10 protein-coding genes are annotated in these 13263 nt (G+C 63.9%); 4 read left to right on the forward strand and 6 right to left on the reverse strand.

The window, feature by feature from the left end:
- Positions 1-254: 254 nt before the first annotated feature.
- Genes FJ934_RS05830 through FJ934_RS05840 form a run of 3 tightly spaced genes read left to right on the forward strand, consistent with a single transcriptional unit; the run spans position 255 to position 4864 of the window.
- Positions 255-3185, forward strand: coding sequence for a molybdopterin oxidoreductase family protein (locus tag FJ934_RS05830; protein WP_181165531.1), 2931 nt, complete (start codon positions 255-257; stop codon positions 3183-3185).
- The gene (locus FJ934_RS05835) at positions 3182-3916 is read left to right on the forward strand and encodes a 4Fe-4S dicluster domain-containing protein (protein WP_140607693.1); all 735 of its coding nucleotides are present in this window, start codon (positions 3182-3184) and stop codon (positions 3914-3916) included. The genes FJ934_RS05830 and FJ934_RS05835 overlap by 4 nt, the downstream gene beginning before the upstream one ends.
- Before the next feature lie 12 nt (positions 3917-3928).
- Positions 3929-4864, forward strand: coding sequence for a DmsC/YnfH family molybdoenzyme membrane anchor subunit (locus FJ934_RS05840; protein WP_140607694.1), 936 nt, complete (start codon positions 3929-3931; stop codon positions 4862-4864).
- A gap of 2 nt (positions 4865-4866) precedes the next feature.
- Here the strand turns inward: FJ934_RS05840 and pdeM are convergent, their stop codons facing one another.
- The 5 genes from pdeM to FJ934_RS05865 form a co-directional block, all read right to left on the reverse strand.
- Positions 4867-5583 carry a ligase-associated DNA damage response endonuclease PdeM gene (pdeM, locus tag FJ934_RS05845; protein ID WP_140607695.1) on the reverse strand — a complete coding sequence of 239 codons (717 nt, stop codon included), beginning with the start codon at positions 5581-5583 and terminating at the stop codon, positions 4867-4869.
- Positions 5580-8114 carry a ligase-associated DNA damage response DEXH box helicase gene (locus tag FJ934_RS05850; protein WP_140607696.1) on the reverse strand — a complete coding sequence of 845 codons (2535 nt, stop codon included), beginning with the start codon at positions 8112-8114 and terminating at the stop codon, positions 5580-5582. Before FJ934_RS05850 ends, pdeM begins: the two co-directional genes overlap by 4 nt.
- Positions 8115-8395: 281 nt before the next feature.
- A complete protein-coding gene (locus FJ934_RS05855; protein WP_140607697.1) occupies positions 8396-9256 on the reverse strand; it encodes an NlpC/P60 family protein in 861 nt (286 codons plus the stop codon).
- Positions 9257-9287: 31 nt separating this feature from the next.
- Positions 9288-9638, reverse strand: a complete 351-nt coding sequence (locus FJ934_RS05860; protein WP_140607698.1) for a MarR family winged helix-turn-helix transcriptional regulator — start codon at positions 9636-9638, stop codon at positions 9288-9290.
- A gap of 77 nt (positions 9639-9715) precedes the next feature.
- Positions 9716-11077, reverse strand: coding sequence for a leucyl aminopeptidase family protein (locus FJ934_RS05865; RefSeq protein WP_140607699.1), 1362 nt, complete (start codon positions 11075-11077; stop codon positions 9716-9718).
- Positions 11078-11211: 134 nt separating this feature from the next.
- Here FJ934_RS05865 and FJ934_RS05870 point away from each other — a divergent pair, with 134 nt between their 5' ends.
- Positions 11212-12033: a tetratricopeptide repeat protein gene (locus FJ934_RS05870; protein ID WP_140607845.1), complete on the forward strand. Its 822-nt coding sequence runs from the start codon at positions 11212-11214 to the stop codon at positions 12031-12033.
- 206 nt (positions 12034-12239) lie between these two features.
- On the opposite strand, the gene FJ934_RS05875 is transcribed toward FJ934_RS05870, so the two are convergent.
- On the reverse strand, positions 12240-13256 hold the full coding sequence (locus FJ934_RS05875) for a type II secretion system F family protein (protein ID WP_140607700.1): 1017 nt from the start codon (positions 13254-13256) through the stop codon (positions 12240-12242).
- Positions 13257-13263 lie beyond the last annotated feature (7 nt).

Consider the following 13263-nt stretch of genomic DNA (forward strand, 5'->3'; position numbering starts at 1 on the left):
TCGAATTTACAAGAACAACTGATTAGACGGATCGATAGCCTTATTCTACTTTTTGATCTGAAATTAGAAAAAATTGGCCATCGAATAGCTGCTGATAAAATGATCGGGCGATTCAGATCCCTGCTTGCCCATTGGGCCCGTGGCATCCGGCGGCGGCTGGCTGGTGATACCTATCACCCGGAAGAGCATTACATGCGCGGTCCCGGGCCGAAGACGCGGGCCAAGTCCGCGAACCGTGCGGATACGGCCGGACCATGATGCACGGACCGCCGCGCGGCCAGAATTCCGCACCATCGCAACTGCCGCTTGCCGACACGCGAGCACCCGATGAGGGCGACGGCGTCGACACCTCGCCAAGCGTTTCCGACCGCATCGCTAAGACGACCTGTTACATGTGCGCCTGCCGCTGCGGCATCGACGTGCACGTGAAGGATGACAAGGTCCGCTACATCAACGGCAACAAGGACCATCCGGTCAATCGCGGCGTGATCTGCGGCAAGGGCGGTTCCGGCATCATGCAGCACTACAGCCCGGCCCGGCTGAAGAAGCCGCTGCTACGGAGCGGGCCACGGGGCTCGGGCGAGTTCCGGGAGATCGAGTGGGAAGAGGCCTTTTCGATCGCGACGGAGCGGCTCTCGGCCATTCGCCGGACCGACCCGAAAAAGCTCGCCTTCTTCACCGGGCGCGACCAGTCGCAATCCTTGACCGGCTGGTGGGCGAGCCAGTTCGGCACGCCGAATTTCGCCGCCCATGGCGGTTTCTGTTCGGTCAACATGGCGGCTGGTGGCCTCTACTCGATCGGCGGCTCGTTCTGGGAGTTCGGCGAGCCCGACTGGGACAACACCAAATACTTCATGCTGTTCGGGGTCGCCGAGGACCATGATTCCAACCCGATCAAGATCGGCCTCGGCAAGCTCAAGGCGCGCGGCGCCAAGGTTGTGTCGATCAATCCATGCCGGACCGGCTACAATGCCATTGCCGACGACTGGATCGGCATCCGGCCCGGCACCGACGGCCTGTTCGTCTTCGCGCTGATCCATGAACTCATGAAAGCCGGGCGCGTCGACCTCGACTATCTCCTGCGCTACACCAATGCGCATATGCTGGTCATCCAGGAGACTGATGCCGCCGATGGCGGACTGTTCTTGCGCGACGCCGACGGCAATCCGCTGGCCTGGGACAGGGTGGCGAAAACCTCCGTCAAGGCAATCGACCCGGAGGCGAAGCCAGCGCTGACCGGCAGCTTCGAAGTCGACGGCCGCCGCTGCGTGCCGGTGTTCCAGTTGATCGCCGACCGCTACCTCGATGAGAGCTATGCGCCGGATGCGGTCGCGGAGCGTTGCGGCATTCCCGCCGATACGATCCGCCGGACCGCCGCCGAACTTGCCCATGTCGCCTTCGAGCAGACGATCGAGCTGCCGGTGTCCTGGACTGATTGGGCAGGGCGCCGGCACCAGACGATCAAGGGGCGGCCCGTTTCCATGCATGCCATGCGCGGCATCTCCGCTCATACGAACGGCTTTCACACCTGCCGCGCCATCCACCTGCTGCAGGTGCTGCTCGGCACCGTGGATGTGCCGGGCGGATTTCGCTTCAAGCCGCCCTACCCCAAATCGGCGCCGCCGGGCCCGAAGCCCGCTGGCAAGATCGTCGAGCCGATGACGCCGCTCGACGGCATGCCGCTCGGTTTCGTCTGCGGGCCCGATGATCTGCTGGTCGACGAAGCGGGTACGCCGCTTCGCATCGACAAGGCCTATTCCTGGGACGCGCCGCTGGCCGCGCACGGCCTGATGCACACCGTCATCCGCAATGCGTGGGCCGGCGATCCCTACCCGATCGATACGCTGATGATGTACATGTCGAACATGGCCTGGAATTCCTCGATGAACACCGTCGAGACGATTCACATGCTGACCGACCAGGATGGAGCCGGTAACTACAAGATCCCGTTCATAATCTATTCCGACGCCTATTATTCCGAGACCGTGCCGTTCGCCGACCTCGTGCTGCCCGACACCACCTATCTCGAGCGCCACGACTGCATCAGCCTGCTCGACCGGCCGATCAGCCATGCCGACGGGCCGGGCGACGCCATCCGCCATCCCGTCGTCGCGCCGGACCGCGACGTCCGGCCATTCCAGTCGGTGCTGATCGAGCTCGGAGCGCGGCTGGCCCTGCCGGGTTTCGTCAACGACGACGGATCGGCCAAGTATGCGGACTATGCCGACTACATCGTCAACCACGAGCGCACGCCGGGTATCGGCCCGCTGGCCGGCTGGCGCGGCAAGGATGGAACCTCGATCGGCAAGGGCGAGCCCAATCCGAGCCAATTGCAGCGCTACATCGACAATGGCGGCTTCTGGCATCACGACTTTGCCGACGACCAGCGCTACTACAAGATGGCCAACCGCTCCTATCTCGACTTCGCGGTCCAGATGGGTTTCATCACCGAGGCGGAGCCAATCGTCTTCCAGCTCTATTCCGAACCGCTGCAGCGCTTTCGGCTGGCCGCGCGCGGCCACGGGCGTGTGCAGCCCCCGAAGAGTGAGCGACAGCGCATCGAGACCTACATGGACCCGCTGCCGGTCTGGTATACGCCGTTCGAGGAAGCGGTCGTCGATCTCGAAAAATATCCGCTGCACGCGCTGACGCAGCGGCCCATGCACATGTATCACTCCTGGGGCTCGCAGAATGCGTGGCTGCGGCAGATCACCAGCCAGAACCGGCTGTTCGTGCATTACCGGACCGGCGCCAGCCTCGGTCTAGTCGACGACGATTGGGTATGGATCGAAAGCATCAATGGCAGGGTGAAAGGGCAGATCAAGCTGATCGACGGGGTGAACGAAAGCACGGTCTGGACCTGGAACGCCATCGGCAAAAGGCGCGGCAGCTGGGGGCTTAAGGACGATGCCGCCGAGAGCAATCGCGGCTTCCTGCTCAACCACATCATCGGCGACCAGACATCGGCTGACGCCAGTGGCAGACGCTATTCGAATTCCGATCCGGTGACCGGCCAGGCGGCCTGGTTCGATCTGCGCGTGCGCATCGCCAAATGCGCGGCGGAGGAAGCCGGTTTCACCGAGCCGCAATTCGAGCGTTTTCACCAGCCGCCGCATTTCGAGCCTTCGCCCGACACGCTCCGTTTCGGCGCCGAATTCCGCCACGAGAGAGAAGCCGCCGAATGACCTGCCTGCCCTCTCATACGGACAAACGGCTCGGCCTTGTCATCGATCTGGACACCTGCGTCGGCTGCCAGGCCTGCGTCACCGCTTGCAAGGAATGGAACACCGGTGGCCACATGGCGCCGCTGACCGACATCGACCCCTATGGCGGCCATGTCGACGGCGTCTGGTTCAACCGCGTGCATAGCTACGAGCACACCACCGAAATGGGCGGGCGCACGGTGAACTTCCCACGCTCCTGCCTGCATTGCGAGACGCCGGCCTGCGTCACCGTCTGCCCGACCGGGGCCTCCTACAAGCGGGCCTCGGACGGCATCGTGCTGGTCGACGAGGATAAGTGCATCGGCTGCAAACTGTGCAGTTGGGCCTGCCCCTACGGCGCGCGCGAATTCGATACCGACGTCGGCGTGATGAAGAAATGCACGCTCTGCGTCGACCGCATCTACAACGACAATCTGGCAGAGCAGGACCGCGTGCCGGCCTGCGTCGCCGCCTGCCCGACCAGCGCCCGGCATTTCGGCGATCTCGGCGATCCCCAGTCGGCGGTTTCGCAGTTGGTAAGGGAACGCGGCGGTGTCGACCTGATGCCGGAACTCGGCTACCGCCCAACCAACAGATACCTGCCGCCGCGCGCCCACACAACGCGCGCTGTATCGGTGGCCGCTCCGGCCTTGGAGCCGGTACGGGCTGAGGGCGGGTTCCTTGGCTGGGTCGACCGCATGCTTTCGAACTAGCCTCGCCAGACCATGCATCCCGCCTTCTCCGTCGTCTTCTTCACCACCGCCACCGGCGCCGGCTACGGCCTGCTCGCGCTGCTTGGCGTGCTGGCGTCGCTTGGTTTCATCCCGGACGATTTCTGGCTGGGCTTGGTCGGCCTGGGACTGGCGCTCGGACTGATCGTGGTCGGACTGTTGTCCTCAACCGGCCATCTCGGACGGCCGGAGCGGGCCTGGCGGGCCTTTTCGCAGTGGCGCAGTTCCTGGCTGTCGCGTGAAGGTGTTGCCTCCATGGCCACCTTCATCCCGGCAGGACTGTTCGGCATCGGCTGGGTCATTCTTGGCCGCCTCGACGGCTGGGTGGCGGCCGTCGGGCTTCTGGCCGCCATTGGCGCCATCGTTACGGTCTGTATGACAGGCATGATCTATGCCTCGTTGAAACCCATCGCCCAGTGGCACAGCCCCTACACCTTGCCCGGCTATCTCATCTTCTCGGCGATGAGCGGCAGCGTGCTTCTGAACGCGGTGCTGCAAGGCTTTGTCCCGGGCTCGAAAACCCTTCTGGCGTTTTCAGTGCTGCTCGTCCTGCTTGGCTGGATCTGGAAACTGGCAACCTGGCGCTACAACGACCGGCTGGAAATCGCGACCACCGCCAACACCGCGACGGGGCTTGCCGGCGGCACGGTGCGGACGTTGGAATGGCCGCATACCGAGGAAAATTACCTGCTCAAGGAAATGGGCTTTCGCATCGCGCGCAAGCACAGCGCGAAGCTGCGCCGGATAACGCAGGCACTGGCCTTCGCATTGCCCATCCTGTTGCTGGTCGCCGCCTTCGCCTTGCCCTGGCCTTTCGGCGCGGCGCTATCAGTGCTCGCCGCGATCGTCCAATTCGTCGGCATGCTGGTCGAGCGTTGGCTGTTCTTCGCCGAAGCGAAGCACACGGTTACCTTGTACTACGGACGTTAAGCTCAGCCGGGGCGCAACATCGAACCGGAGATAGCGAAGATGCGGTCGGTGCCAAGCATGTACGCCATCAGCGATTCCAGGCGGAACAGCCCGGCATAGGCGCGGTCGAGCACGTTGAGCGAACCGGTATAGGCGCCGAAGGCGGGCATAATCATGCGGCCGCCATCGCCGGCGAAGCAGCGCCTGCGCAATGAGCGCCCGCGCTGCACGATGCGGGCGCAAGGGTGGAAATGGCCCGCGATCTCGCCTTCGACCCGCAGCTTCGACGGCTCATGCCGAAACAGCAGCGAGCCGATGGCCAATTCCCGCACCGTTTCGCCCGGCAGATCGGCGGGCGCTTCCGGATCATGGTTGCCGGCGACCCAGAACCATTGGCGACCTCGCATCAGCGCTTCCAGCCGCTCACGAAAGCTCGCATGCATGCGCTCAGCGCCGCCGCCGTCATGAAAGGAGTCGCCCAGGCTGATGACGATCGACGGCTGATAGTCTGATATGACGGCCTGCAGTCTGAGCAAGGTCGCGCCTGTGTCGTAAGGCGGGATCAGCGTGCCGCGCCTTGCCAGAGATGACCCCTTTTCCAGATGCAGGTCGGAGACCGCGAGCAGTTTTAGCTCTGGAAAATAGAGCACGCCGCGCGGATCGCAGACCGCACGCTCGCCGGCGATGCCGACAAGGTCGGCCTCGGCAATCAGCGATGCACGCGCCAGCGAAAAATTCATGCCTCGTTCATTCCCGGGCCCATGGCCTCCTCGACCAGTGTCGCCGCATCCATCAAAAGCGTTTCATCGGCTTCGCCGTTCACCGGCATCTTGCCAATCTCAAGCATGATCGGCACCGCGAGCGGCGAAATCTGCTCCAGATTCTTATGCATGATTCGACCCTGGATGCGCGAGAGCATGTCCGCAAGTCTGCTGACATTGAGCAAACCGGCCGCCGCGTCGGCGCGCGTTGCCTGAAGCAGGATGTGGTCGGGCTCATGGCTGCGTAGCACGTCATAGATCAGGTCGGTGGACACGGTGACCTGCCGACCGCTCTTCTCCTGGCCCGGATGCCGTTTTTCGATCAATCCTGAAATCAGGGCGCAATTGCGGAAGGTGCGTTTGAGGAGCCAGCTGTCGGCGAGCCAGGCCTCCAGATCGTCGCCCAGCATGTCCTGGTCGAAGAGCGCGCCGAGAGACGGTTTGCGGGCCTTGAACATCGCGCCCATGTCGCCCAGCGACCATATGGCCAACGCATAGTCGGTGGCGACAAAGCCGAGCGGCCTGGCACCCGCCCGGTCGAGGCGACGGGTGAGCAGCATGCCGAGCGTCTGGTGGGCGAGCCGGCCCTCGAACGGATAGGCGACCAGATAATAGCGGTTGCCACGCGGAAAGGTCTCGATCAGCAGGTCGCCGCGTTTGGGCAGCACCGATTTGTCGGCTTGTAACCGCAGCCAGTCGGCTACCTGTTCAGGTAATTGCTTCCACCGCTGCGGATCGTCCAGCATGATGCGGACCTGCTCGGCAAGGTATGTCGAAAGCGGAAACTTGCCGCCGCCATAATAGGGCACCTTGGCATCGCTGCCGGGCGCGTTCGACACGAAACATTCGCTTTCGCGGATGCCTTCGAAACGGAGAACTTTGCCGGCAAACATGAAAGTATCGCCGTGGGTCAGCGTTTCGAGGAAGGCCTCCTCGATCTTGCCCAGGACCCGACCGCCACGCGGCGCCGAGCCCTTGCTGCCGGCCTGAACATACCGCACGTTGAGCGCCGGCACCTCGATGATGGTGCCTACATTCAACCTGTATTGCTGGGCAACGCGCGGGTTGGAGACCCGCCATAGTCCGTCCTTGTTCAGGCGGATGCGGGCGTACCGCTCGTAATTCTTCAGCGCATAGCCGCCGGTGGCGACGAAATCGACGACGCGATCGAAGGTTTCACGATCCAGACTGGTATAGGGCGCGGCCGTGCGGATCTCCTCGAACAGCGCATCGGCACTGAACGGCGCACCGCAGGCACAGCCCAGCACATGCTGTGCCAGCACATCGAGCCCGCCATTGACCAGCGGCGGCGTGTCCTGCGCCCCGAGATAGTTGGCGTCCAGCGCTGCCCGGCACTCCAGCACCTCGAAGCGATTGGCTGGGATGAGGATTGCCTTCGAGGGTTCGTCCATGCGGTGATTGGCGCGGCCGATGCGCTGCGCCAGGCGGCTTGCTCCTTTCGGCGCGCCGACATGCACGACCAGATCGACGTCGCCCCAGTCGATACCCAGGTCGAGCGTGGAGGTGGCGACGATAGCGCGCAGTGTGTTGTCACCCATGGCCTTTTCCACGCGCCGGCGTTGCGCAACGTCAAGCGAGCCATGATGCAGCGCGATCGGCAACGTATCCTCATTGACCCGCCACAATTCCTGAAACAGCAGCTCCGCTTGGCTGCGCGTGTTGACGAATAGCAAGGTCGTCTTGTGGCGCTTGATTTCGCGGTAGATTTCCGGCGTAGCATAACGAGCCGAATGTCCGGCCCAGGGCACGTGCTCTTCCGAATCGAGGATCGATATTTCGGGCTTCGCACCGCCGGTGACGACGATCAATTCGGCCATTTCGCTGGGTGGGTTCTGGCTGACCAGCCAGCGCCGTAACTCATCCGGTTCGGCGACCGTCGCCGAAAGGCCGATCGTCTGCAGGCCAGGAACAAAGCTGCGCAGCCGCGCCAGGCCGAGTGCCAGGAGATGGCCCCGCTTGGAGGTCACCAGCGAATGCAGTTCGTCGAGCACGACATAGCGCAGATCCTCGAAGAAGCGCCTGGCATCGGGAGCCGCGACCAGCAGCGCCAGTTGCTCTGGCGTGGTGAGCAGGATGTCGGGCGGCACGAGTTTCTGCCGCTGGCGCTTGTGGGAAGGCGTGTCGCCGGTGCGCGTCTCGATAGTGACGGGCAGCCCGATCTCTTCCACCGGCTTGCCGAGATTGCGCTCGATGTCGACGGCAAGCGCCTTGAGCGGCGAGATGTAGAGCGTGTGGATGCCGCGATGCGCCTGCCCTGCTTTCCGCCTTGGCCTGACGGCCAGTTCGGTCAGCGACGGCAGGAAGCCTGCCAGCGTCTTGCCGGCGCCGGTCGGCGCGATCAGCAGCACCGATTGCCCGGCTTGAGCCTTCGCCAACAATTCGATCTGATGGGCACGCGGCGACCAGCCCTTCTCGCCGAACCATTTTAGGAATGGCTCGGGCAGGGCAATGGCGGCAATCTGGTCTGCGAGGCGTGGCTGCTCTGTCACACGCCAGAGGTAGCGCGGGTGCGCGCGATCGCCAAGCAGAATCGGAACAAAAGGGGATCAAGACAGATCTTTGTTCCACCCTTTCCAAGGAAGGGATCATGGCGCAGATGTCCGCGATTGGCGAAATCTCTCCGAGGAGAGCGCCCCCTCGCCCCGTTTACGGCGAGAGGATGCCGGCAGGCAGGTGAGGGGTAGCGCCAACGGGTCCGAGGTTCGCGCCGCCCCTCATCCGCCCTTCGGGCACCTTCTCCCCGTATAGTGACGGGGAGAAGGAAGGAAACCTACGGCCGCCTAAACCCTGTCGGGCCGCCGTAGAGATAGCCGATGCGGGCGACGGCGTCCTTCAATCCTTCGCGCGAGACCAGCATGGTGTGGCCATTGGCGTGGATCATGGTCTCGGCGTCGGTCATGATGGCGACATGGCCTTTCCAGAAGACGAGGTCGCCCCGGCGCAATCCGGCATGATCCGGGCCCGGATCGAGCGGCTCGCCGATGCTTGCCGCCTGCATGTCGGAATCACGCAGAACGTCCCTGCCGGTCATGCGCATCGCCAGTTGCACCAAGCCCGAACAGTCGATGCCGAAGCCGGAAACACCGCCCCAGAGATAAGGGGTACCGATAAACGTCTCGGCAATCGCGACATAGTCGGAGGCGACTTCGCTGATTGGCCGCAGGTGTCCCGCGATCATCGTCTCGCCGGAGGGCAGGACGGCATAGTGCGTGCCACGCGTCTCGGCGGCACCGGTCACCGTCACCGTCGATCCCATCGACAATTGGCCCGCGATCGGGAAGCGCAGGTCAGCCCCGGGATAGAGAAAGGTGCGCGGGACCGAGACGATATGGGTGGGCGCATTGTCGCGTTCACCGAGCATAGCGTCGGCGACATAGCCGACATAGCCGTCGCGCTCGGCCTGGATCCAGGCCCAGCCTGCGGCATCCTCAAAAACCAGCACATCGTCGCCGAACAGGGCCTGCGTGTTGACGCCAGCATCCGGGCGCGGCGCCTTGCGGATATCGGCCACCGGGACCGAAATCCGCGCCGGCCGGCCGGCAACGAAGCGGTCGGCAACGACCTCTCCTTTCAACCTTGAATCGGCGAGATCGGAGCGGAAGGCATGAAGGCGTGCATCGTGAGCGGTCAAAATCGGCAACCCTGTTGTATCGGCAATATGGTCAGATCGGCAGTTCCTGGGCCCTGGCGATGATACCATCGCCGAAGCGCTCGACAAAGAGCGCGCCCTCGACCGTGCGCTTGATCAGCACATTGCGCTTGTCGAGTTCGTCGCGATGGCGCGACACCAGTTTCAGCGCACCCATCGTGTCGAGCGCGCGCGTGATGACCGGCTTGGTGACGTTGAGGCGAGCGGCGAGCCCGCGCACCGTGTGCGGCGGCGGGTCGAGATAGATGGTGAACAGGATCGCCGTCTGACGCATGGTCAGGTCGGGCGCGTCTTCGCGCACCTGCGACAGCATCACTTGCTGCCACAGTCGCAAGGCCTGGCTCGGGCGCATCGCAATCGACATCCGCCCAGCATGACGGCAAATTGTTTCGGTTCCGTTTCAGTTTCAGCAATTTGCCGGCTCTGCCCGCCACCGCCGAATCAGCCAAACCGTGCCGAGATGACCTGCTCCAGGGCGCGGATGCCTTGCGCCTCGCCCCCGGCGGGACCGTATGCACGATCGGCTGGGTTCCAGGCGAAGATGTCGAAATGCGCCCAGTTCGCCGTCTTCTCGACAAAGCGCTTGAGGAACAGTGCCGCCGTGATCGAACCGGCGAAACCGTCGGTGGTGACATTGTTGATGTCGGCGATCTTCGACGACAGTTTCGCATCGTAAGGCTGCCACAGCGGCATGCGCCACAACGGATCCTCGACCGCGAGCGACGCCGCAGCGAGTTCCGATGCCAGCGCCTCGTCACCCGTGTAGAAGGGCGGCAGGTCGGGGCCGAGCGCGACACGGGCGGCTCCAGTCAGCGTCGCCATGTCGACCAGGAGCTGCGGCTCTTCGTCGTCGGCCAGCGCCAGCGCGTCCCCCAGCACGAGCCTCCCTTCCGCGTCGGTGTTGCCGATCTCGACCGTGATGCCCTTGCGGCTCGCCAGCACGTCGCCCGGCCTGAAGGCATTGCCGGCGATCGAATTCTCGACCGCGGGGATCAGCACGCGCAGCCGCACGTTCAGCCCGGCAGCCATGATCATCGAAGCCAGACCAAGCACATTGGCGGCGCCGCCCATGTCCTTCTTCATCAGCAGCATGCCGGAGGACGGCTTGATATCGAGGCCGCCGGTGTCGAAACAGACGCCCTTGCCGACCAGCGTCACCTTCGGCGCGCCCTGTTGCCCCCATGTCATGTCGATCAGACGCGGCGCGCCGGTCGAGGCACGGCCGACCGCATGGATCATCGGGAAATTCCGCGCGAGCAGGTCGTCGCCCTTGACGACGGAGACTTCGGCCTTGTGGGTCCCGGCCAGGGTCCGCACCGCCTTCTCCAAATCGTCCGGTCCCATGTCGCTGGTCGGCGTGTTGACCAGGTCGCGCGTCAGGAAGACGCCGTCGGCGATGCGGCGCACGCGAGCCGGATCGGCACCGGCCGGCACGTCAAAGCGCAGCGCCTTGCCCGGTTTCTTGCCGTAGCGGGTAAAAACATAACCGCCGAGCGCCAACGCGATTGCCGCGAGTTCCGGCTCGGCGGGCGCCGAGGCGAAATGCCAGTCCCCCTCCGGCAGGGTCTTCGACAGCGCGCCGAGAGCGAGCGCGCCCTCTCCATCGCCAACACCGAACAAGGCGCCGGCAAGCGCGCCGTTTTCGCCGGGCACGGCCAGCGTCCTGCCTGCTTCACCCGAAAATCCATTGGCCCTGGCCCAAGCGATCGCGGATGGCGCAAGGCCCGCGGCTTCCAGGCCATCACGGGCGACCAGATGCACCGGCAACGCGCCATCCAGTTTCTCGACGAGTTCAACAGGCATTCGATGTTCTCCCATGCCGAGCCCAGGCCCCGAGTCGGCGGTTCTTAACTCTCCGTTAGGGTTAACAGAATATTTCTGCGGGAGGGAAGATGGCCACGCAATGGCTACGCGTATGAATGGAGGCCTAGGTGCCGATGCCGACCAACCGCACAGTGAATGCAAGGGCAAAACGGCTTGTCACCACCGCCCTCATGCTGGCGCTCGCGGCGGGCGTCGCCGGTTGCGGAACCAGCAAGCTCACGACTGGCTCCATCAGCCGCACCAGCGGCAAGCCGCTGGAGTCCATGTCGGCTGGAGAATTGCATAATGCCACCGCCGCACTTGGCCAGTCCTACGCCAGGAACCCCAACGACAAGCGTATAGCGACCAACTTCGCGGCCGCGCTGCAGATGGACGGCGATGCCGACCAGTCGCTTGCCGTGATGCGCAAGTTGGCGATCGCCTACCCCAAGGACCGCGACGTGCTCGCCGCCTATGGCAAGGCGCTCGCCGCCAATGGTCAGTTCGAGGCGGCGCTCGACGCCGTGCGTCGCGCACAGACGCCCGAATATCCCGACTGGAAGCTGGTGTCGGCGGAGGCGGCCATCCTCGATCAGACCGGCCAGAAGGACGAAGCGCGCCAGCTTTACCGCAAGGCCCTCGAACTCAAGCCGAACGAACCCTCGGTTCTATCCAATCTCGGCATGTCCTACGTGCTGGAAGGGGATCTGCGCACCGCCGAGACTTATATGCGTTCGGCCGCCCAGCAGCCTAATGCCGACAGCCGTGTGCGCCAGAACCTGGCGTTGGTCGTGGGTCTGCAAGGCCGTTTCGACGAAGCCGAGAAGATCGCCTCGCAGGAACTCTCGCCCGAACAGGCGCAGGCCAATGTCGCCTATCTCAGGCAGATGCTGGCCCAGCAGAATGCCTGGAGCCAGCTCAAGGATCAGGACAAGGCGAAAGCCGCGACCAACTGAGCAATTCCAGGAAAGCGCACAGCGGTTTCCGTCCGGAATTGCGTTAAAACAAAACCGCCGAGCCGCCTAATCTCTTTAACTTTGCGCAAGTCCCCCCGCGGCGAAGGTGCGCTTCAACTACGCGGCGGCCAATCACCGAACCATGCCGGACAGGAGGATCGCCGCGCTGCACGCCGCGCGGCCATCGTCCTGTCCGAGCGGATACGTCACTGGCTACTGGACTTGTGCTGATCGCCGAAGATGCCGCGCTGGCTGACCTGGATGCCGGCAGGGCCAAGAATAATGGCGAAAAGCACCGGCAGGAAGAACAGGATCATCGGCACGGTGAGCTTGGGCGGCAAGGCCGCGGCCTTTTTCTCGGCGGCGTTCATGCGCATGTCGCGGCTTTCAGCCGCAAGCACGCGCAGCGCGTGCGCTACCGGCGTGCCGTAGCGCTCGGCCTGGACGAGCGCCTGCGACACAGACTTGACCGATTCCAAGCCGGTCCGGCTTGCGAGATTCTCGTAGGCCTGCTTGCGTTCCTGCAGGTAGGAAAGCTCGGCGTTGGTCAGGATGAACTCTTCCGCCAGCGGCACCGACTGCGCGCCGATCTCGTCGGCCACCTTGCGTAGCGCTGCTTCCACCGACATGCCTGATTCCACGCAGATCAGCATAAGGTCGAGCGCATCAGGCCACGCCAACTGGATCGACTGCTTGCGCTTGGTGGCGCGGTTGTTGACGTAGAGCACTGGTGTGTAGAAGCCGCCATAGGCAACGAGCACGCAGACGAACAGCCGGACGACCAATGGCTTGTCCGGCAATCCCCCGAGTATGAACATGTAGACCAGAGCCAGCGCGAAGCCGACGAAAGGGAGCACGAGACGGAAGAAAAGAAACCGCGTCAGCGGATTCTGCCCACGAAAGCCGGCAACCTTGAGCTTCTGCAAGGTGCTTTCGTCGGCCAAAGCGCGCCGCAAATCGAGCCGGTCGACAATGTTGCGCATGCCGATCGACTGTTGCTCGCGCAGGCCCTTGCGGCGGCGATCGGCCTCGCTCGCAAGCCGCGCGCGCTGCTTGGCGCGAAGCTCATCGCGCTCCAGCGCCACCGATTTCATACGCGCCTTGAGCTGGTTTCCGCCCAAGGCCGGCAGCAGCGTAAACACGGTCGCGAACACGGCGATGCCGACCAGCAGCGCGATCAGAAGGCTGGGATCCGTCAGTGACTTGACGACTTGTTCGCTCATGCCGCGG

This window comes from Mesorhizobium sp. B2-4-12 (genome assembly GCF_006441575.1).
Lineage (GTDB): Bacteria > Pseudomonadota > Alphaproteobacteria > Rhizobiales > Rhizobiaceae > Mesorhizobium.